This is a genomic window from Salinivibrio sp. PR6 (genome assembly GCF_001995955.1).
GTDB classification, from domain to species: domain Bacteria; phylum Pseudomonadota; class Gammaproteobacteria; order Enterobacterales; family Vibrionaceae; genus Salinivibrio; species Salinivibrio siamensis.
The window spans coordinates 191,825-212,224 of record NZ_MUFA01000007.1 but is presented as its reverse complement, the minus strand read 5'-3'; the positions used below and the strand labels follow the sequence as shown (position 1 = coordinate 212,224).

General features: G+C 52.1%; 18 protein-coding genes and 6 tRNA genes. 1 reads left to right on the top strand and 23 read right to left on the bottom strand.

Annotation, left to right across the window (positions count from 1 at the left end; all coding sequences use genetic code 11):
* Positions 1-46: 46 nt before the first annotated feature.
* From BZG72_RS08270 to BZG72_RS08200, 14 genes are all read right to left on the bottom strand, one after another.
* Positions 47-1,177: a sodium ion-translocating decarboxylase subunit beta gene (locus tag BZG72_RS08270; protein WP_046074111.1), complete on the bottom strand. Its 1,131-nt coding sequence runs from the start codon at positions 1,175-1,177 to the stop codon at positions 47-49.
* Between the two features lie 9 nt (positions 1,178-1,186).
* The gene (oadA, locus tag BZG72_RS08265; RefSeq protein WP_077666526.1) at positions 1,187-2,977 is read right to left on the bottom strand and encodes a sodium-extruding oxaloacetate decarboxylase subunit alpha; all 1,791 of its coding nucleotides are present in this window, start codon (positions 2,975-2,977) and stop codon (positions 1,187-1,189) included.
* Positions 2,978-3,009: 32 nt separating this feature from the next.
* Positions 3,010-3,264 (bottom strand): OadG family transporter subunit, encoded by a 255-nt coding sequence (locus BZG72_RS08260; RefSeq protein WP_077666525.1) that lies wholly within the window; start codon positions 3,262-3,264, stop codon positions 3,010-3,012.
* A gap of 511 nt (positions 3,265-3,775) precedes the next feature.
* Positions 3,776-3,852: transfer RNA gene (locus BZG72_RS08250), tRNA-Arg, on the bottom strand.
* A gap of 26 nt (positions 3,853-3,878) precedes the next feature.
* A tRNA-Arg gene (locus tag BZG72_RS08245) sits at positions 3,879-3,955 on the bottom strand.
* 55 nt (positions 3,956-4,010) lie between these two features.
* Positions 4,011-4,087 (bottom strand) — tRNA-Arg (locus BZG72_RS08240).
* A gap of 31 nt (positions 4,088-4,118) precedes the next feature.
* Positions 4,119-4,211 (bottom strand) — tRNA-Ser (locus BZG72_RS08235).
* 8 nt (positions 4,212-4,219) lie between these two features.
* Positions 4,220-4,296, bottom strand: a tRNA-Arg gene (locus BZG72_RS08230).
* 24 nt (positions 4,297-4,320) lie between these two features.
* A tRNA-Ser gene (locus BZG72_RS08225) sits at positions 4,321-4,413 on the bottom strand.
* 199 nt (positions 4,414-4,612) lie between these two features.
* The gene (csrA, locus tag BZG72_RS08220; protein ID WP_046074107.1) at positions 4,613-4,810 is read right to left on the bottom strand and encodes a carbon storage regulator CsrA; all 198 of its coding nucleotides are present in this window, start codon (positions 4,808-4,810) and stop codon (positions 4,613-4,615) included.
* A gap of 442 nt (positions 4,811-5,252) precedes the next feature.
* Positions 5,253-7,835 (bottom strand): alanine--tRNA ligase, encoded by a 2,583-nt coding sequence (gene alaS, locus BZG72_RS08215; protein ID WP_077666523.1) that lies wholly within the window; start codon positions 7,833-7,835, stop codon positions 5,253-5,255.
* 128 nt (positions 7,836-7,963) lie between these two features.
* The gene (locus tag BZG72_RS08210) at positions 7,964-8,404 is read right to left on the bottom strand and encodes a regulatory protein RecX (protein ID WP_077578960.1); all 441 of its coding nucleotides are present in this window, start codon (positions 8,402-8,404) and stop codon (positions 7,964-7,966) included.
* A 26-nt stretch (positions 8,405-8,430) separates the two neighbouring features.
* On the bottom strand, positions 8,431-9,480 hold the full coding sequence (gene recA, locus BZG72_RS08205; RefSeq protein ID WP_046074105.1) for a recombinase RecA: 1,050 nt from the start codon (positions 9,478-9,480) through the stop codon (positions 8,431-8,433).
* Positions 9,481-9,612: 132 nt separating this feature from the next.
* The gene (locus BZG72_RS08200) at positions 9,613-10,098 is read right to left on the bottom strand and encodes a CinA family protein (protein ID WP_077578961.1); all 486 of its coding nucleotides are present in this window, start codon (positions 10,096-10,098) and stop codon (positions 9,613-9,615) included.
* Between the two features lie 87 nt (positions 10,099-10,185).
* On the opposite strand from BZG72_RS08200, the gene mutS reads away from it, so the two are divergent.
* Positions 10,186-12,789: a DNA mismatch repair protein MutS gene (gene mutS, locus BZG72_RS08195; RefSeq protein WP_443508080.1), complete on the top strand. Its 2,604-nt coding sequence runs from the start codon at positions 10,186-10,188 to the stop codon at positions 12,787-12,789.
* Positions 12,790-12,915: 126 nt separating this feature from the next.
* Here the strand turns inward: mutS and rpoS are convergent, their stop codons facing one another.
* The 9 genes from rpoS to eno form a co-directional block, all read right to left on the bottom strand.
* Complete coding sequence (gene rpoS, locus BZG72_RS08190; RefSeq protein WP_046074104.1) at positions 12,916-13,890, bottom strand: RNA polymerase sigma factor RpoS; 975 nt, start codon at positions 13,888-13,890, stop codon at positions 12,916-12,918.
* A gap of 101 nt (positions 13,891-13,991) precedes the next feature.
* The gene (locus BZG72_RS08185; RefSeq protein ID WP_077666522.1) at positions 13,992-14,894 is read right to left on the bottom strand and encodes a peptidoglycan DD-metalloendopeptidase family protein; all 903 of its coding nucleotides are present in this window, start codon (positions 14,892-14,894) and stop codon (positions 13,992-13,994) included.
* A gap of 34 nt (positions 14,895-14,928) precedes the next feature.
* Positions 14,929-15,549 (bottom strand): protein-L-isoaspartate(D-aspartate) O-methyltransferase, encoded by a 621-nt coding sequence (locus BZG72_RS08180; protein WP_046074102.1) that lies wholly within the window; start codon positions 15,547-15,549, stop codon positions 14,929-14,931.
* Positions 15,550-15,634: 85 nt separating this feature from the next.
* Positions 15,635-16,372 carry a 5'/3'-nucleotidase SurE gene (gene surE / locus BZG72_RS08175; RefSeq protein ID WP_046074101.1) on the bottom strand — a complete coding sequence of 246 codons (738 nt, stop codon included), beginning with the start codon at positions 16,370-16,372 and terminating at the stop codon, positions 15,635-15,637.
* On the bottom strand, positions 16,356-17,390 hold the full coding sequence (gene truD / locus BZG72_RS08170; protein ID WP_077666521.1) for a tRNA pseudouridine(13) synthase TruD: 1,035 nt from the start codon (positions 17,388-17,390) through the stop codon (positions 16,356-16,358). The genes surE and truD overlap by 17 nt, the downstream gene beginning before the upstream one ends.
* On the bottom strand, positions 17,387-17,869 hold the full coding sequence (gene ispF / locus BZG72_RS08165) for a 2-C-methyl-D-erythritol 2,4-cyclodiphosphate synthase (RefSeq protein WP_077666520.1): 483 nt from the start codon (positions 17,867-17,869) through the stop codon (positions 17,387-17,389). The genes truD and ispF overlap by 4 nt, the downstream gene beginning before the upstream one ends.
* Positions 17,866-18,582, bottom strand: coding sequence for a 2-C-methyl-D-erythritol 4-phosphate cytidylyltransferase (gene ispD / locus BZG72_RS08160; protein ID WP_046074098.1), 717 nt, complete (start codon positions 18,580-18,582; stop codon positions 17,866-17,868). The genes ispF and ispD overlap by 4 nt, the downstream gene beginning before the upstream one ends.
* 42 nt (positions 18,583-18,624) lie before the next feature.
* A complete protein-coding gene (ftsB, locus tag BZG72_RS08155) occupies positions 18,625-18,903 on the bottom strand; it encodes a cell division protein FtsB (protein WP_046074097.1) in 279 nt (92 codons plus the stop codon).
* A 158-nt stretch (positions 18,904-19,061) separates the two neighbouring features.
* Entirely contained in the window at positions 19,062-20,360 is a 1,299-nt protein-coding gene (gene eno / locus BZG72_RS08150) for a phosphopyruvate hydratase (RefSeq protein ID WP_046074096.1), read from the bottom strand.
* Between the last annotated feature and the right edge of the window lie 40 nt (positions 20,361-20,400).

The window sequence follows — 20,400 nt, the reverse complement described above, 5'->3', positions numbered from 1 at the left end:
CTACCGCTATTTTCTTTTTATCTGCTCGGTGTCAAATCACTGACGATTAGCCAACCAGCGCCAACAAAATACCGGCCGCCACCGCAGACCCCAGGACACCAGCCACATTTGGCCCCATCGCATGCATTAGTAAGAAGTTATGCGGGTTAGCATCCAATCCGACCTTGTTAACCACACGGGCGGCCATGGGAACCGCCGACACCCCAGCCGCACCAATCAATGGATTGATAGGGTCGCGGCTAAAGCGATTAAGGAGTTTAGCCATCAGTACGCCTGTTCCCGTCCCGATGCTGAACGCGACTGCGCCCAATACCAAGATGCCAAGGGTTTCAAACTGGAGGAACTTGTCGGCTTCCAATTTGGAGCCCACAGCCAGACCGAGAAAAATGGTAACAATGTTGATCAGCTCATTCTGGGCAGTGCCCGATAAACGATCCACCACGCCACACTCTCGCATCAAGTTACCGAGGCAGAACATACCAACCAGCGGCGTTGCCGAGGGCAAAAATAAGATGGTCATCATCAGTACCGCCAACGGAAACAGCACTTTCTCGGTTTTCGACACATGACGAAGTTGCTTCATCTCAATCTTGCGTTCACTTGCAGAGGTGAACAACTTCATGATCGGGGGCTGAATAATCGGTACCAATGCCATATAGCTGTACGCCGCCACGGCAATGGCCCCGAGCAAGTCCGGCGATAATCGACTGGCGAGGAAGATAGCCGTCGGCCCATCCGCACCACCAATGATCGCGATGGAGGCCGCATCTTGCAGGCTAAACGCCATGCCTGGCACCAAGTTAAGTAAAATGGCACCAAACAAAGTGGCAAAAATACCAAACTGTGCCGCCGCACCTAGCAACAAGGTGCGCGGGTTAGCAATCAGCGCGCCAAAATCGGTCATCGCCCCCACCCCCATAAAGATCAGGAGGGGGAACACGCCAGTATCAATCCCGACATGATAGACGTAGTAAAGCAGGCCGCCCGGCTCGTTAAAGCCCGCATTGGGAATATTCGCTAATATCGCCCCAAAACCGATAGGTAACAAAAGCAAGGGCTCAAAGCCGCGCCGAATCGCTAAAAAGAGTAATAGGCAGCCCACGGCAATCATTACAAGCTGTGGCCACTGGAAGTTTGCCAGTCCAGTTTCCGACCACAGGATCATTAATCCTTCCATGCTGCCCTCTTATCCTAAGTGCAATAACGGCATGCCAACGGTCACGGCATCGCCTTCTTTCACTTGTACATCTTGGACAGTGCCCGCATGGGCTGCCCGCACCTCGGTTTCCATCTTCATCGCTTCCAAAATGATTAGGACATCACCTTCCTGCACGTGCTCACCAGGGGTCACCATCACTTTAAAGATGTTGCCTGCCAAAGGTGCCGTTACCGGCTCAAGGTTGCTTGGTGCGGCTTGAGGGGCTGGCGCACTCGCCGACGCTGACACCTGACTCACTGGCTGAATGTCACCCAGCGCCCCATCTGGCCCTACATCTACCTGATAGACCTGGCCGTTAACACGCACACTATAGGTTTCCACGTCGCCACTGCCTGATGGCTGAGGAGCGGCGGGCGCAGAGGCTGGCTCCCCGGTTGGTGCCGGTTCAAATGCTTCAGGGTTACCTCGGTTTTGTAAGAACTTCCATCCCACCTGCGGGAACAGGGCGTAAGTCAGCACATCATCAATGGTCTGCTCCGCCAAGGTGACATTCTCGGCCGCGGCTTTGTCGGTCAGTGTTTGGGTCAGGGCATCCATTTCCGGTGCCAGTTTATCGGCAGGACGACAAGTGATCGCCTCTTCGCCGTCTAACACGCGAGCCTGGAGGGTGGCATTAACCGGCGCGGGGGCTTTCCCATACTCCCCTTTCAAAAGGGCCGCCGTTTCTTTGGTAATGCTCTTGTAGCGCTCACCGGTTAGCACGTTAATGACCGACTGAGAGCCGACAATTTGCGAGGTCGGGGTGACTAAGGGGATATAGCCTAAATCTTCACGAACCCGAGGAATTTCCTCTAACACCTCGTCCATTTTGTCGGCCGCCCCCTGCTCTTTGAGCTGGCTCTCCATATTGGTCAGCATGCCACCGGGCACTTGTGCTATCAAAATACGTGAGTCGACCCCTTTGAGCTGCCCTTCAAATTGCGCGTACTTTTTGCGCACAGTACGGAAATAAGCCGCAATCGACTCTAGCTTGTTCAGATCAAGCTGCGTGTCACGCTCAGTGCCTTCGAGCATCGCCACCACGGTTTCCGTCGGCGTGTGTCCGTATGTCTGGCTCATTGAAGAAATGGCAGTATCGAGTACATCCAAGCCTGCTTCAACCGCCTTGACGGCCGTGGCCGTCGATAATCCCGTGGTGGCGTGACAATGCAAGGATAGGGGGATATCACAGGCTGCTTTGATGCGGCTTACAAGCTCGTGCGCTTCATAAGGTTTTAATAAACCAGACATGTCTTTAATGCATAACGAGTGGCAGCCAAGATCTTCCAACTGTTTGGCCAAATCTGTCCAAGTGTCCATGGTGTGCACTGGACTGGTGGTGTAGGAGATCGTGCCTTGCGCATGCGCACCGACATCCACCGCCGCCCCCACTGCTGCTTGGAAGTTACGGACATCATTCATGGCATCAAAAATTCGGAACACATCCATGCCATTAGCATGTGCGCGCTCAACAAACTTATGCACCACATCATCAGCGTAGTGGCGATAACCTAACAGGTTCTGACCACGTAGCAGCATCTGCATCGGGGTATTTGGCATCGCTTTTTTGAGCTCTCGCAAGCGTACCCAAGGATCTTCACCCAGATAGCGAATACAAGCATCAAAGGTCGCCCCACCCCAGGTTTCCAATGACCAAAAACCAATTTGATCCAGCTCGGCAGCAATTGGCAACATATCGTCCAAACGCAGACGTGTGGCAAACAACGACTGATGGGCATCGCGCAATACCACATCGGTAATAGCTAACGGCGTAGACATAACAAACTCCTTTTTTATATGTGCCTGACCACTCAACGGTGACGTTGGCGGTACTGCTGAACAGCCACAGTAATAGCGGCAATCACATCCGATGACGGCTGTGATGCGTCAGGTGCAGCTTGGGCTTTGGGCTGAGCGGCCGCGTTCGCCGCGGCAGGTGGGATAGGGTCGCCAAAACGTTCCAGTTGGCGGACCAAAAAAATTAATATCGAGAGAAATACAAACACAACAACCATGCCAGTTAACATCAGCATCATTGCCTGTTCTAAAAGCGGGCCTAAATCCATGATTTTCTTCCTTGTCACACTCACTCTTGCTTACATCGAAGCAGTGATTGCCCCCGTTATTATCCATTTATCTTGGTGGCAAATTCATCATCGGCGTTCAAAATACTAACAATTCGCATAAATGACAATCTGACTATTGCGTTTTTGTTACCTCATAACGTCCGTTAATGGGCATTTTCACTCACTGATTAAAAAAGACGGATCAACGGGATGTTTATGCAAACTCACGGTCAGCAGGCGAGTAGCAACGGCGAGCGGCAGAGCGCGACTGTAAAGAAAAGCAATGCCAGCCTCACGACTGTAGCACTTATGGAAAAAGCGTTTTTCCGAAAGCGACCAAGATCGTTGAAAGCCGGGCACGACAAACATTCCGGGATGATAAACAGCAAGAAGGTAAACGTGTTGAAATAAGAGGACGTCACAGAAACGAGGATGAAGACGCGAAAACGGTCGGTTTTGCCCGATTGGCGACAAGTCATGCCGCGAGGCGATGTGCGAAGGGGAGCCAAAATGGCGCGTCCGGGAGGATTCGAACCTCCGACCGCCTGGTTCGTAGCCAGGTACTCTATCCAGCTGAGCTACGGACGCGCTGACGGATTGGCTAAGATTGAAGATGGCGCGCTCGGGAGGATTCGAACCTCCGACCGCCTGGTTCGTAGCCAGGTACTCTATCCAGCTGAGCTACGAGCGCGTGTCGTCAATCTTACGTTCATCATGAACAATCTTGCGGGTCTTCCGTGAAGAGATGGCGCGTCCGGGAGGATTCGAACCTCCGACCGCCTGGTTCGTAGCCAGGTACTCTATCCAGCTGAGCTACGGACGCACATCTTACTACAAGGCAGGCTTGTAAATCATGGCGGTGAGGGAGGGATTCGAACCCTCGATACGGCTACAAACCGTATACTCCCTTAGCAGGGGAGCGCCTTCAGCCACTCGGCCACCTCACCGCAAGTAGTGGCGCGTCCGGGAGGATTCGAACCTCCGACCGCCTGGTTCGTAGCCAGGTACTCTATCCAGCTGAGCTACGGACGCGCATCTATCTTGCTTGCAACAACATGGCGGTGAGGGAGGGATTCGAACCCTCGATACGGCTACAAACCGTATACTCCCTTAGCAGGGGAGCGCCTTCAGCCACTCGGCCACCTCACCGTCGCTGCGGGTGCACATATTACTTTGAGCCACATATATGTCAAACACTTTTCTGGCAAAAATCGTCTTGCCACCAACAAATGGACAATTATCACCCACAGCCCGATTTTATTGTTGGATTTATCGCCGTTTCATTCTGATTTTATGGGAAAAGCGGCGATAAAAAAGGCCGACCTGTGGTCGACCTCTTCTTGCCTTGTTAGTAGTCGCTCTGACCACCTGAAGGCGCGCCTTTTTCGGCCTGAATACGCATGTAGATCTCTTCACGATGAACCGAAACATCTTTCGGTGCATTCACACCAATACGGACTTGGTTACCTTTTACACCCAATACAGTGACAGTGACTTCATCACCAATCATCAAGGTTTCGCCCACACGGCGAGTTAAAATCAGCATGCTTCTACTCCTTGAGTATCAATCTTTTACTTATTCAATTAGTGTCTGAGCCAGATAACCCGCCAGCGTATCGGCCCGTTACCTGTGATCGTTGGATTCTTTCCCTGCTCATGATGCCAATACGGGCGCTTACTCGCGTCCGTATTCCACACTATGGCCGAATTATCACACCATATCCAGAAAAGGGCAGAGAAATTTACTGTTTTATCATCATGCCGTTAGCCGTGGAGGCGATTGACCTGAGATAACAGTGTAAGAGAAATCTGTACTGCATTGGCCAGCGTGGCGACAAAATCTAACCAATATCACGTCTTACCGCTGACACAGCGCTTAAGGCGTTGCACTATACAGAATCAGAAAAAAAGTGCAATTATTAATCTAGATCACAAAAAAGGGTCGCAATACGCGACCCTCTTGACTTTTCAATAAAAACAAAAGTGTATTACAACTGCTCAGTGAGCCATGTCTCTGCTGAGGCTAGCGCGCTAGGCAGTGCACTCACATCACTGCCCCCCGCTTGCGCCATATCAGGACGACCACCGCCTTTGCCACCCACTTGTTGCGCGACAAGATTGACCAGTTCACCCGCTTTTACCTTGCCGGTCAAATCCTTGGTGACACCCGCAATCAGGCCGACTTTGTCATTGGCCACATTGCCGAGCAGCACGATACCGCTACCCATTTGGTTTTTCAGATCATCAACCATACTACGTAGTGCTTTGTTATCCGCGCCATCAAGTTGGCTAATCAACACTTTTACCCCGTTTAGCTCACGGACTTGATTGATCAGCCCAGCACTTTCTTGTGCGGCCAATTTCTGCTTAAGCTGCTGAATTTGTTTTTCTAACGCTTTCGCTTTGCTCTGGGCATCGTCAAGCTTGGCTTCATAGTCCGCCTGTTGCTGATAAACGCTATCAATGGCCGCTTGCCCGGTAATGGCTTCAATACGACGCACACCGGCCGCGATACCCGCTTCCGAGACGATTTTAAACATCCCAATGTCACCCGTACGCGTCGCGTGTGTCCCGCCACACAGCTCGATAGAGAAGTCGCCCATGCTCAGTACGCGCACTTGGTCATCGTACTTCTCACCAAACAGTGCCATCGCCCCTTTTTGCTTGGCAGCTTCGATATCCATCACCTCAGTCTGCACGGGGCTATTTTCACGGATTTGCTGATTCACGATCCGCTCAACCGCTTTGAGTTCGTCAGCGGTGACAGGTTCAAGGTGTGAGAAGTCAAAACGCAAACCATCAGGCCGGACGAGCGAGCCTTTCTGCGCAATGTGCTCCCCCAGTACCTCACGCAGCGCGGCGTGCAGTAAGTGGGTGGCGGAGTGATTCATCGCTACCGCGTGACGACGCTCTGCATCGACGCGGGCGGTTGCTTGTGTCCCGACACTCAGTTGCCCTTCCGACAAGCTACCGTAATGCGCAATGGCTTGCCCCGCTTTTTGGGTATCCGTCACGGTAAATTGCCCTTGGTCTGTTTCTATCACCCCTGTATCACCACACTGGCCACCAGCCTCGGCGTAGAAAGGGGTGTGGTCAAGGATCACGACCGCTTTATCGCCTGATACCAGGCTATCAACGGTATCTCCGTCGACAAAAATCTCAGTGATCTGACCGGTGCCTTCTGTCCCTGTGTAACCACAAAAATCCGAGCCATGCTCCACTTTTATCGCTTGGTTGTAGTCGGTGCCAAACTGCCCGGCTTCCCGCGCGCGCTGACGCTGAGCTGACATCGCCGCTTCAAAGCCGGCTTCATCAATACGATAACCGCGCTCACGCGCAACATCGTTAGTTAAGTCTGCTGGGAAGCCGTATGTGTCATAGAGTTTGAAGACAGTTTCGCCATCCAACTCGTCACCCTTAACCTTGTCCAAAGCCTCTTCCAACATCAACATGCCACGCTCAAGCGTGCGGCCAAAGTTGTCTTCTTCAATCTTAAGGACTTTTTCCACCATGGTTTGCTGCGCACGCAAGTCTTCACCTGCCGTCCCCATGATGGTGGCGAGAGGACCAACCAACTTGTAGAAAAACGCGTCTTTACTGCCGAGCTTGTTACCATGACGAACCGCGCGGCGAATAATACGGCGCAACACATAGCCCCGCCCTTCGTTCGATGGCATCACGCCATCAACAATCAAATACGCACAAGAGCGGATATGGTCTGCCACCACGCGCAAAGACTGGTTAGTCAGATCTTCAACCCCGATGATCTCCGCGACTTGCTTAATTAATTGCTGGAAAACATCAATTTCATAGTTGGAATGGACGCCCTGCTTGATGGCCGCAATCCGCTCAATCCCCATGCCGGTATCCACTGATGGCTTAGGTAAGTTCTCCATCGTACCGTCAGCTTGACGATTGAATTGCATAAAGACGATATTCCAGATCTCAATGAAGCGATCTCCGTCTTCTTCTGGCGTCCCTGGAGGACCGCCCCAGATATGCTCACCGTGATCATAAAAGATCTCACTGCATGGTCCGCATGGCCCAGTATCGCCCATTTGCCAAAAGTTGTCTGACTCGTAAGGCTTACCGCCTTCCTTATCACCAATACGCACAATGCGATCCGCAGGCACGCCAATTTGCTGGTGCCAAATATCGAACGCTTCGTCATCGGTTTTGTAAACAGTCACCAGTAGCTTTTCTTTTGGCAAGCCAATCGTTTCAGTCAAAAACGTCCACGCGTACTGAATCGCATCTTGCTTGAAGTAATCACCGAAGCTGAAATTGCCGAGCATTTCAAAGAAGGTATGGTGGCGCGCGGTAAAACCGACGTTTTCAAGGTCGTTGTGTTTGCCGCCCGCCCGCACACAACGCTGTGCTGACGTTGCACGCGTGTAGTCACGCTTTTCAACCCCTAAAAAGGTGTCTTTAAACTGGTTCATTCCTGCGTTGGTAAACAAAAGCGTTGGGTCATCGGCAGGCACGAGCGACGAGCTAGGCACAATCTGGTGCCCTTTGCTTTCAAAGAACTTGAGAAACGCTGTACGGATCTCATCAGTGCTCATATACATTGGCTAATCCTGATAATCGAATATTGCGTTAGCAACCAGATATGGTCGTGACGCGATGGAAGCATGGTTTTATTTACGCCATTGTAAACAACCGATCGCGTGCGGAAAAGAGACAGAGTGGGATTGGTTTAGAAATGCGTGTCCGGATCGTCGTGACTGAGTGCGTATTGGATTTGATCAAAGTTAAAGCCACGTGACTGTAAAAAGCGCATGCGTTTGGCTTTTTCCTTTTGCTCGGCAGGCGGAAGGCGACCATCGAGATCGGCATATTTACGCTCTGCGGTCTCTCTGGCTAGCGCATACCAGTCAACCTCCTGCTCCTGTTCGGCGCGTGATAATAACTCAGTGTCGATACCTTTTCGCTTGGCGTCTTGGCAAATACGTAACCAGCCATGGTGTTTACTTACACCTTGGCGCAACAAGCTGGCCGCAAAGCGGGCATCATCCAACCACCCACGCGCCAGACACTGCTCCAGTGTGATGTCGATGGTGTCTTGGTCAAAGCCGCGTTGCGACAGTTTTTGCTGCAGTTCGTGAACAGAGTGGTCACGGCGGGCCAATAAACCCACCGCAACCTCTTGGCACGACGCGGCCATTACAGTTGGTCGTCCTCGGTTTCTGCTTCCGCGTTCGCGTCGACCGCTTCGTTATTTAGCGCGGTTTGCAATAGCATCTCACGCAAGGTGGTGTCGATTTCTTCAGCGACGTGTGGGTTTTCTTTTAGGTATTTGCATGCGTTTGCTTTGCCCTGGCCAATTTTATCGCCTTTGTAGCTATACCAAGCACCAGCTTTTTCTACCAGCTTGTGTTTTACGCCCAAGTCCACTAATTCACCTTGCAAGTTAATGCCTTGGCCGTAAAGGATTTGGAACTCGGCTTGTTTGAAGGGTGCAGCGACTTTGTTTTTTACTACTTTGACGCGGGTTTCGTTCCCCACCACTTCGTCACCTTCTTTAATCGCACCAATGCGGCGAATATCCAGGCGAACCGAGGCGTAGAATTTTAACGCGTTACCCCCAGTCGTGGTTTCTGGGTTACCAAACATCACACCAATTTTCATGCGAATTTGGTTGATGAATACCATCATGGTATTGCTGTTTTTGATGTTGGCTGTGAGCTTACGCATCGCTTGTGACAACATACGCGCTTGCAGACCCATGTGTGAGTCGCCCATCTCGCCTTCAATCTCAGCTTTAGGTGTCAATGCCGCTACCGAGTCAATGACGATCATATCGACAGCGCCCGAGCGTGTCAGTGCATCAGCGATTTCCAACGCTTGCTCACCGGTATCTGGCTGAGAGACCAAAAGGTTATCGATATCCACACCCAGCTTGCGCGCATAAATAGGGTCAAGGGCATGCTCAGCGTCGATAAAGGCACAGGTCTTACCCATTTTTTGTGCTTCGGCAATCGCTTCTAGCGTCAGCGTCGTTTTACCTGATGACTCTGGGCCATAGATTTCGATAATACGACCAAAAGGCAGGCCACCTGCACCTAGGGCGATATCGAGAGACAAAGAGCCGGTCGATACGGTTTCGATGTCCATAGTGCGGTCATCACCCAGACGCATGATTGAGCCTTTGCCAAATTGCTTTTCGATTTGTCCGAGTGCGGCTGCGAGCGCCTTTTCTTTGTTATCGTCCATTTCAGTCTCCAGGAAATAAAACGCTATCGCTATGCGATGAAAGCTATCAGTAATTGGGGCTAAGTATACTGTCCATTTATACAGTGTCTAGCCCTGTATAGAAAAAATCTTTGTGATGCGACACGCCTCCATTTACGGAGACAAGCGCGTGAGAGCATGTGACAACGCGTGCACGACCGTTTGTTCACGGACCGCGCGCCTATCACCCTCAAAATGACACACTTCAGTGTCGGTTTCGCCGCCATGCCAAGCCCATGCGAACCACACGGTGCCAACAGGTTTATCCGCACTGCCTCCACTCGGACCAGCGACACCGCTAACGGCAATCGCCAAGTCAGCGGCAGCCTCATTAAGTGCGCCCTCTGCCATGGCCGTTACCACAGGCTCACTGACCGCGCCGTATTGGGTCAATAAATCGTCTGGCACATGCACCTGTTGATGCTTAGCCTGGTTGCTATAGGTGACCCAAGCTTGCTGAAACCACTGCGAGCTACCCGGCACGTCCGTCAAGCAGTAAGCAATACCGCCACCGGTGCAAGACTCTGCGGTGGTCACCGTTAAGCCCGCATCCAATAAGGCGTCGCCGAGTTGCTTTGCTAGCGAGAATAACTGTTCCACCATTCACTCCTTTTGTTTAGGGTGAAGAAACCGGTACCGCAACTTTACCCTTTGCCGTACGATCACGTATTCTACCTACCCTTTTCAATGTTCCATTTTGCAGGTCTAGTCGTGACAGTACAAGCGCTCGAAAAGCACACCCCTATGATGCAACAGTACCTCAAACTCAAGGCGCAGCACCCTGAAGAACTGCTGTTCTATCGCATGGGGGATTTTTACGAACTCTTTTACGACGATGCCAAACGTGCCTCTCAGCTTTTGGATATCTCGCTGACTAAGCGCGGCAGCTCAGGCGGTGAACCGATCCCCATGGCGGGTGTGCCCTTTCATGCCGTAGAGGGATATTTAGCCAAGCTGGTGCAGCTAGGAGAGCCGGTGGCGATTTGTGAACAGATCGGCGATCCCGCCACGAGTAAAGGCCCGGTTGAGCGCCAGGTGGTGCGAATCGTCACCCCCGGTACGGTATCGGATGAAGCGCTGCTTAGCGAGCGGGTTGATAACTTGGTCGCCGCACTGACCTGTCATAACGACCAATTTGGTTTTGCCACCCTAGATATCACATCAGGGCGCTTCGTGCTGACTGAACCTGCCACCTACGAGCAAATGCAAGCGGAGCTGCAACGCACGCAACCGGCAGAGCTGCTTTACCCCGAAGACTTTCCCTACCCTGATTTACTTGCGGTGAGCCGCGGCGCAAGGCGTCGCCCCATTTGGGAGTTCGATCTCGACACTGCTCGCAGTCAACTGACCGGTCAATTTGGCACGCGCGATTTAGTCGGTTTTGGCGTGGAAGACTGTACGCTGGGGCTCTGTGCCGCTGGCTGTGTGTTGCAGTACGCCAAAGAAACCCAACGCACCGCGCTCCCCCATATTCGTGCCATCATCAAAGATCAGCAAGACACCGCTGTGGTGTTAGACGCTGCCACACGGCGTAATTTAGAGATCACCCAAAACCTCGCTGGCGGCACCGACAATACGCTGGCTGACGTTTTGGATCGGACGACAACGCCGATGGGTAGTCGCTTACTGAAGCGCTGGCTCCATCAACCTCTACGCGATAGCCATGTACTCAACCAACGTTTGGATGCAATCGGGACATTGCTTGATAGTGGCCTACACTCGGAATTAAGTGCAGCACTCAAACCGGTTGGCGACATTGAACGTGTACTGGCTCGCTTGGCAATGCGATCCGCCCGTCCGCGTGATATGGCAAGGCTGCGCACCGCATTAGCACAGCTGCCCGAGGTACAGACACTGCTCACCGAGCTGGATCACGGTGCGTTTTCCGATTACCTCACTGCCACCACACCGATGCCAGAGCTGCAAGATTTGCTCACCCGTGCAGTGGTCGAGAACCCGCCGGTGGTGATCCGTGATGGCGGTGTGATTGCGCCAGGTTACAACGCGGAACTGGATGAATGGCGCGACTTATCGGAAGGCGCATCACGCTACTTAGAAGAACTAGAAACCCGCGAGCGCGAGCAATATGGCATCGATACCCTGAAGGTGGGTTATAACCAAGTCCATGGCTTTTACATCCAAATCAGCCGCGCGCAAAGCGATCGGGTGCCGACACACTATGTCCGCCGGCAAACGCTTAAAAATGCAGAGCGTTACATTATCCCCGAATTAAAAGAGCACGAAGATAAAGTCTTAAGCTCTCGCTCTAATGCGTTAGCGTTAGAGAAGCGTTTGTGGGAAGAGTTGTTTGATTTGTTACTGCCACACTTGGCCCAGCTGCAACATGCCTCTGAAGCGCTCTCTGGGCTCGATGTACTATGTAATCTCGCCGAGCGAGCAGATACACTCAATTATCACCGCCCCACCCTTAGCGACAAACCGGGGATCAATATTGAAGCCGGTCGCCATCCTGTGGTTGAACAAGTGATGACTGACCCTTTTATTCCCAACCCCATCGCCTTAAGTCCTGAGCGCCGAATGTTGATCATTACCGGTCCTAATATGGGAGGTAAATCCACTTATATGCGCCAAACCGCGTTGATCACCTTGCTGAGTCATATTGGTGCTTATGTGCCCGCCGATCGTGCAACCATTGGGCCCGTCGATCGCATTTTCACTCGTATTGGTGCCTCTGATGATCTCGCTTCCGGCCGCTCCACATTTATGGTGGAAATGACAGAAACCGCCAATATTCTCCACAATGCAACTGCTAACAGCTTGGTGTTGATGGACGAGATTGGCCGCGGTACCAGCACCTACGATGGCTTATCTTTGGCGTGGGCCAGCGCGGAATGGTTGGCAGAGAAAATCCAAGCAATGACCTTGTTTGCCACCCATTATTTCGAACTCACTGAACTGCCAGGGCAAATGGAAGGCTTGGTGAATGTGCACCTTGATGCCATGGAGCATGGCGATGACATTGCGTTTATGCACGCGGTGCAGGAAGGGGCGGCCAGTAAATCTTATGGTCTGGCCGTGGCGAGCCTCGCTGGCGTTCCCAAGCCGGTGATTCGGCGCGCCAAGCATAAACTGGCACAACTAGAGCAAAGCGGCCAACATACCATTCATGCTGAACAAACGGTCGGTGATCCAGTCCCCGCTCAGCTCGCCTTACTGCCTGAACCTAGCGAGCTGGATAACGCAGTCGATGCGTTAAACCCTGATGAGATGACCCCGCGGCAAGCCTTAGACGCCCTCTATGCCCTCAAGGCGTTACAGCAATCTCGCTAATCGGCCGCGCCGTCATCTTGCGAACCATCATGACCGTCAATAAAAAGGGACAGCCATCGCTGTCCCTTCATTTGCGTCTATGATTGTCAGTCTCGCGCTATGACTGATGCGAGATTGACAGCGCGTTTATTGCTCAACGTTAAAGAGCGATTCAATGCTCAGTCCTTGATGCGTCAGCATGTCGCGCAAGCGGCGTAGCCCTTCCACCTGGATTTGACGTACTCGCTCGCGAGTCAAACCAATCTCACGCCCCACATCTTCCAGCGTTGACGCTTCGTGACCCAAAAGTCCGAAACGACGTGATAACACTTCTCGCTGCTTAGGGTTAAGCTCTTGTAGCCACTGCACAATCGACTTTTTCATGTCATCGTCTTGTGTGGTGTACTCTGGGCCGTCTTGCTTCTCATCTGGAATGATGTCTAGCAAGGCTTTTTCTGAATCGCCGCCAATTGGGTTATCCACAGAGCCAATACGCTCGTTAAGACGAAGCATCCGGTTCACATCTTCCACTGGCTTATCAAGCTGCGCCGCGATGTCTTCAGCGGTCGGTTCATGGTCAAGCTTTTGCGCCAGCTCGCGCGCCGTGCGCAGATACACATTCAGCTCTTTCACCACGTGAATAGGCAGGCGAATGGTACGCGTTTGGTTCATGATGGCACGTTCAATGGTTTGACGAATCCACCAGGTTGCATAGGTTGAAAAGCGGAAGCCGCGTTCAGGGTCAAACTTCTCCACCGCACGGATCAAGCCGAGGTTTCCTTCTTCGACCAAATCGAGCAGCGCTAAACCACGGTTAGAATAGCGACGCGAGATTTTCACCACCAAGCGAAGATTACTCTCAATCATACGCTTGCGAGCAACCTCGTCACCGCGCAGCGCTCGACGTGCGTAGAGCACCTCTTCTTCAGCGGTAAGCAGCGGTGAAAAGCCAATTTCGCTGAGGTAGAGTTGGGTGGCATCAGAGGCCTTTGAAGTGGCCGCTTGTTGCTGTACTGCCTCTTCGACTTCTTCGAGCACCTCGTCAGCTTGTGCTTCCACAGTGTCGAATTCAACGTCTTGGTTCAAGCCGTCCAGTTTCTTTGCGGTATTTGTTTGGCTCATAGCGCCTCCCTTATGACGTAGCAGCTAAGCAGAACGCATTTCTGCTTATACCGGCCCCGTCACATTGGTGGCTGCGGCGATATCACCTTGGTTACCCTGTGCTACCGCTTTGGCAGATAATGTAACGGATTGACCGATTTTCCTTTGTAGCGAATTTCAAAATGCAACCGAACACTGTTTGCACCAGAACTGCCCATGGAAGCTATTTTCTGCCCCTTTTTGACAGCTTGGCCTTCTGAAACGTAAAAACTATCGTTATGCGCATAGGCGCTTAGATAATCATCATTGTGTTTCACTATTATTAATTTACCGTAACCCCGAAGCGCACTGCCGGCGTACACGACTTTTCCATCTGCCGCTGCCTGAATGCCCTGTCCTCGTTGTCCAGCAATATCTATGCCCTTATTGCCTCGCTCTGTGCTAGAAAATCGGGACACCATCCGGCCTCTGGTTGGCCATTGCCAGCTTATCTGTTGGTTAGATGGGCTGACGGTCCGCTTGTTAACAGCTTGTTTACTTTTTTCTTTCGTTTGACTGTACCTCGACGATGACCCCGATTCAACGCCTTTTGCGCGTTCAGTCGCGGTTTTAGACTTCTTTTTTTCCTCGAATTTGCTAGGGTTGGCGCTTTTTCTAGAAGATGCTGCTGCCACGCTCGCGCTTGCAGCTGACGTTGTGGCAGAGGCCACATTTGTCGCGCCTGATGTGGATTGGGCCACGTCAGGGCGTTGGTAGGCGGGCTTCCACAAAGCCAGTGTCTGCCCGGGATAAATGGTATAGGGAGGCTGTAGATTGTTGTGTTCGATGATGTCGTCGATATCACGATCCGTGATATAAGCGATATAGTAGAGGGTATCGCCTTTCTTCACTTCGTAATAACTGCCGCGATAGCTGCCTCTATCAACGCTGGTATAGTCTGGTGTCACGCTGGATACCGGTGCCGGCCCTCGCCAGGAACAACCAGATATAACCACTAACAGTGACAGAAAAAGCGCGATTTTCATCTGTTTTTAAACACAGCTCCATCTCTGAGACAGTTTATGCCAGCTCACCTGCCACCAGGGGAACAAATTTAACCGATTCAACCGTCTCGGTGTGAAAAGTGGTGCCTTGGCGAGTGACGCGCATCAATATTTGCTCATCATCACCAATCGGAATAAGCATCACGCCGCCATCATTGAGCTGATCGCACAACGCGTCGGGCACGTGGGCCGCGGCCGCTGTTACCATGATCGCATCATAAGGGCCCTTCGACGGCCACCCTTGCCAACCATCTCCATGTTTTGTCGACACATTATAAATATCTAGCTGCTTTAAGCGCCGTTTGGCCAGCATTTGTAATGGTTTGATCCGCTCGACAGAATAAACATGATCAACCAAGTTAGCGAGGACCGCTGTTTGATAACCCGATCCGGTGCCAATTTCCAAAATGCGACTATCGCGTCGCAAATTGAGCAATGATGTCATCTTAGCCACAATATAAGGTTGTGAAATAGTTTGTCCCCATCCAATAGGTAACGCATTGTTACCGTAAGCTTGGTGGGTCATGGCTTCAGAGACAAATAAATGCCGAGGCACCGCCTGCATGGCGTTTAGCACATCGGTGTCAGTCACACCTTGTTGCTGCAAAAATTGAATAAGTGATTGCGCTTGACTCAACGTCTGCTTCCTTTATCACTGAGTATAAGTCTATTGAAACGGTTGCCGCCTCAATGCGGCTCACCAACGATGACGTACTTGCCGTCTACTCACTTAACCATTGTGAAAACACGCCTAGGGTATCATGGGCGGTTAAGTCTACCTGCAGTGGCGTAATAGAAACGTACTGCGCCGCAATGGCGTGAAAATCGGTTCCCGGCCCTGCATCTTGGGTTTGACCTGGCGCACCGACCCAGTATATCGGTTTGCCCCGCGGATCGCTTTGTTTTATCACGTCTTCGGCATGATGACGGGCGCCAAGACGTGTCACTTTCCACCCCTCTAGGCTATCGATTGGCACATCGGGCACATTAATATTAATGAGGCGGTGGCTGGGCGCGGCATGGCGCTGGTTCTTGGCTAAGAATTGTTTCACTACATGCGCAGCTGTCTCAAAGTGTTGGTGACCACATAGTGAGACGGCAATAGCTGGCGCGCCCAGGAAAAAGCCCTCTGTCGCCGCGGCCACTGTCCCCGAGTAAAGCACATCATCACCGAGGTTAGCACCGTGGTTAATCCCAGTGATCACAAAATCAGGCTCCCAGGGTACCAATTGCCGTAGCGCCAAATGCACCGAGTCTGTGGGGGTCCCCTGAACCGCATAACGCTGAGGTCCAAGTTCGCGCACGCGTAAGGGGTTTTCCAATGTGAGTGAATTTGACGCGCCTGAACAATTACGATCCGGCGCGGCCACCACCACATCTGCGATGGTCGATAACGCTTCGGTCAAGGTTTGGATCCCTTGGGCATGGTAACCGTCGTCGTTACTAATCAATATTCGCATTGTGCTCTCCTTGTGGGCTCGCGACGACTAACTCTCGCATCACCGCGGTGGCAAATGCGCCCGCGGGTAAAAAGAAACTCACGGTTAAGGTGTCAGCATCGTGTGTCCAGGTCATCGCTTGCGGCAGTAAACACAACACACGACGGTCATGGCGCATGCGATTATCACGGATCACGGCTAATAGCTCAGGCTCTTTGTCGACCACCGCTTGCTCAAAGTGCTGTGCTTGCCCCTCAGTGGGCAACGCATTATCGCCGGTCAGAGGGCCGGTGATCGCAGAATGACACTGCCCTGCCAGCTCAACCAAGTACGTTTGCTGATGCGCGTCGAGACACAGGTCACCCGCCAAGGTAGAGGTAAAGGCATCCGCCTCTATTCGTGCAGAGACGACTTGATTAAACAGCAGCGACCGGGCTGCTGAGAGATAAAAACTACGTTTGCTTTTGTCACGGACTTTTTTCTCTCCACGTCCCCAAGCGCGTGCCATCTCAACATTATTGCCATCACGGCCAAAGCGCTGTGCACCAAAGTAATTGGGCACGCCCTGCTCGGCTATCGCGGCTAAGCGCGGCACTAAAGCCTGTGGCGACGCCAGATCACGAATGCAGAGCGTGAACTGATTGCCGGTCAGATCGCCAGGACGCAATTTATGCTGATGCCGGGCTGTCCCTTCAATGCTCACAACGCCTGGATGATTTTGAACAAACGCCGCTAAGTCCGGATCCGCTTTGCCTGGCAGATGCACACTGAACCATTGCTCAGTCACGGCGTGACGATCTTTAAGGCCCGCCCAGCTCACTTGCCGCGAGCTAACCCCACAGGCTTTTGCCAGCTCATTGGCGACGTATTTGGTATTTTCACCACGCTTTTTAATTCGCACTAAAAAGTGTTCACCTTGACCTGATGGGGTGAAACCCAGGGATTCTGAGACAATAAAATCGTCCGGTGACGCTTTTAACGTTCCTGACTGTGTCGGTTGGCCATGTAAGTAAGCCAAGGGCGCGAGTAAGTCTGTCATACGGCCTCTTTGTTTAATAGCACCACCGCCTCACAGGCAATGCCTTCTTTGCGTCCGGTAAACCCCAAACGCTCTGAGGTGGTGGCTTTGACGTTAACCGCATCCACCGTCACACACAAATCACTGGCGATGGTTTCACGCATTGCGTCGATATGTGGGCCCATTTTAGGCGCTTGCGCGATGATAGTGATATCTGCATTGCCCAAGCGATAGCCTTTGTCTTGTACTTTGCGGTAAACGTCGCGCAGCAGCATACGGCTGTCGGCGCCTTTCCACTCATCACTGGTATCTGGGAAATGCTGGCCAATGTCACCGGCAGCAATCGCGCCCAACAGAGCATCACACAGTGCATGGAGTGCCACATCACCGTCCGAGTGCGCAAGCAACCCTTGTTCATAAGGCACAGCCACACCACCAATGATCACCGGGCCATCACCACCAAATTTGTGTACATCAAACCCATGTCCAATTCGAATCATGATTTGCCTTCTTGTTGTGAAAGGTAAAACTCGGCCAGCCACTTATCCTCAGGGTGGGTGACTTTTATGTTGCTGGCACTGGCAGGGACCAGCACAGGCTTCCCCCCAAGCGCTTCAACGGCAGACGCTTCGTCAGTCACCTGATCGCCTGCCACATTAAGTGCCTGGATTAGCGTTTGGGTTAAAAACATTTGTGGGGTCAATGCATGCCAAAGCGCCTCACGCTCGACAGTGTGAGCCACCTGCCCTTGCGCGTCCGCACGCTTCATGGTGTCTCTAACCGGCGCCGCGAGTAAGGCGCCATCCGGGTGAGATTGCGCCTGTCTAATCAAGGCGTCGATATCGGCATGCGACACACAAGGGCGTGCGGCATCATGCACCATCACCCATTGCGTATTGACCACATCGAGTCCAGCTTGCACCGACGCGGCACGCGTCGCTCCACCCAAGACCACACGCACATTCGGACGCTCACTCAAGCGAGTGTGCGCAAAGTAGCTATCGTCAGCACCAATGGCGATGATCACGTCAGCGACGGCAGGGTGAGAGAGTAAACGCTCAACGGTATGCTCAATCAACATTTTGCCGGCTAGAGGGAGGTATTGTTTCGGGCAGCTAGCTTGCATCCTGCTGCCGACACCTGCGGCAGGTACCACGGCGCTTATTCCGGGCTGTAAAGCGGTGTTGTGCTGCAAAGGGGGTTGTTCGACCACAAGTTATCTTCTTTGGTTGTACCGCCAGTCAACGGCTGTCAGTTACTGGGATTTATCGACTAATCGGAAAAATGTCTCGTCCGGCTTTATCATGCCCAGCTCATTGCGTGCGCGCTCTTCAATCGCTTCTTGCCCACGCTTCAAATCCGCAATTTCTGCGTACATTTGCTGGTTACGCTTAACGAGTTTTTGGTTGGCTTGTTGCTGTACGGCGACATTGGCTTCAATTTGCCAATAGTCTGTCACGCCATTTTTACCCAGCCACAGTTCGTACTGCAGCCACACTAGCGTGAGAAACAGTGCAACCGATAGCAGCCTCATACCTGTACTCCTTCCAATATCGGCTCAGGGTATTCACACCCTGATTGACTAACCGCATAGGCTAGCGGATCCGCTGGCTGGTGTCATGGTTTTCCTAAACGAAAAAAGCCGCCCCGTTAAACGGGACGGCTTTTTGGCAAAAAGTGCTTAAGTGCCGATTATTGGCCTTTCACTTCTTTTAGACCATTAAATGGTGCTTTTTCACCCAGCGCGTCTTCAATACGGATTAGCTGGTTGTACTTAGCCACACGATCAGAACGGCTCATCGAACCGGTTTTGATTTGGCCTGCAGCCGTACCAACCGCCAAGTCAGCGATGGTGGCGTCTTCTGTTTCACCTGAACGGTGAGAGATCACGGCTGTGTAGCCTGCGTCTTTCGCCATCTTGATCGCCGCCAGCGTTTCGGTCAGAGAACCGATCTGGTTGAATTTGATCAGGATAGAGTTCGCCACACCTTTATCGATACCTTCTTTGAGGATCTTGGTGTTGGTTACGAACAGATCATCACCCACTAGCTGAAGTTTGTCACCCAGCAGTTCAGTTTGGTGCTTAAAGCCATCCCAATCTGACTCGTCTAGGCCATCTTCGATAGACACGATTGGGTATTCTTCAGCCAGTTTTGCCAAGTAATGGTTAAACTCTTCTGAAGAGAAGGTTTTACCTTCACCTTTCATGTTGTAGATGCCTTGCTCTTTGTCATAGAACTCAGACGCCGCACAGTCCATCGCAAGCGTGATGTCTTTACCCAGCTCGTAGCCCGCTTGCTCAACCGCTTCTTTAATCGCAGCCAGTGCAGCAGCGTTTGATTCTAGGTTCGGTGCAAAACCACCTTCGTCACCCACGGCAGTGCTTAGGCCTTTGGCTTTCAGTACTTTTGCGAGGTTGTGGAATACTTCCGCACCAATGCGCAGTGCTTCTTTCAGGGTTTTCGCGCCAACAGGCTGGATCATGAACTCTTGGATATCAACGTTGTTATCCGCGTGCTCACCACCGTTAAGGATGTTCATCATTGGCAGAGGCATTGAGAACTGACCAGCCGTGCCGTTTAGTTCAGCAATGTGCTCAAACAAAGGCATGCCTTTCGCAGCCGCGGCTGCTTTTGCGTTAGCAAGAGACACCGCCAGGATAGCATTCGCACCAAATTTAGATTTGTTGTCAGTGCCGTCGAGATCGATCATCACTTGGTCGATATCGGCTTGGGCTTTCGCGTCTTTACCTTGTAGGGCTTCGGCGATTGGGCCGTTAACCGCTTCAATCGCTTTTAGAACGCCTTTACCCATGAAACGTGACTTGTCACCATCACGCAGTTCTAGCGCTTCGCGAGAACCCGTTGATGCACCTGAAGGTGCTGCCGCCATACCAACGAAGCCACCTTCTAGGTGTACTTCAGCTTCAACGGTTGGGTTACCGCGTGAATCGATGATTTCACGGCCTAGAACTTTAACGATCTTAGACATTGTGATTCCTCTCGTCTGTCATTGTTTTTAAAAATAAAAG

Excerpts from the sequence above, each read along its gene's own strand:
- csrA (WP_046074107.1), bottom strand. The coding sequence starts at position 4,810 with ATGCTGATTTTAACTCGCCGTGTGGGCGAAACCTTGATGATTGGTGAT.
- BZG72_RS08185 (WP_077666522.1), bottom strand. The coding sequence starts at position 14,894 with ATGAAAATCGCGCTTTTTCTGTCACTGTTAGTGGTTATATCTGGTTGT.
- eno (WP_046074096.1), bottom strand. The coding sequence starts at position 20,360 with ATGTCTAAGATCGTTAAAGTTCTAGGCCGTGAAATCATCGATTCACGC.
- surE (WP_046074101.1), bottom strand. The coding sequence starts at position 16,372 with ATGCGAATATTGATTAGTAACGACGACGGTTACCATGCCCAAGGGATC.
- ispF (WP_077666520.1), bottom strand. The coding sequence starts at position 17,869 with ATGATTCGAATTGGACATGGGTTTGATGTACACAAATTTGGTGGTGAT.
- oadA (WP_077666526.1), bottom strand. The coding sequence starts at position 2,977 with ATGTCTACGCCGTTAGCTATTACCGATGTGGTATTGCGCGATGCCCAT.
- mutS (WP_443508080.1), top strand. The coding sequence starts at position 10,186 with ATGTTCCATTTTGCAGGTCTAGTCGTGACAGTACAAGCGCTCGAAAAG.
- rpoS (WP_046074104.1), bottom strand. The coding sequence starts at position 13,890 with ATGAGCCAAACAAATACCGCAAAGAAACTGGACGGCTTGAACCAAGAC.
- BZG72_RS08260 (WP_077666525.1), bottom strand. The coding sequence starts at position 3,264 with ATGGATTTAGGCCCGCTTTTAGAACAGGCAATGATGCTGATGTTAACT.
- ftsB (WP_046074097.1), bottom strand. The coding sequence starts at position 18,903 with ATGAGGCTGCTATCGGTTGCACTGTTTCTCACGCTAGTGTGGCTGCAG.
- BZG72_RS08270 (WP_046074111.1), bottom strand. The coding sequence starts at position 1,177 with ATGGAAGGATTAATGATCCTGTGGTCGGAAACTGGACTGGCAAACTTC.
- recA (WP_046074105.1), bottom strand. The coding sequence starts at position 9,480 with ATGGACGATAACAAAGAAAAGGCGCTCGCAGCCGCACTCGGACAAATC.
- truD (WP_077666521.1), bottom strand. The coding sequence starts at position 17,390 with ATGACAGACTTACTCGCGCCCTTGGCTTACTTACATGGCCAACCGACA.
- alaS (WP_077666523.1), bottom strand. The coding sequence starts at position 7,835 with ATGTATATGAGCACTGATGAGATCCGTACAGCGTTTCTCAAGTTCTTT.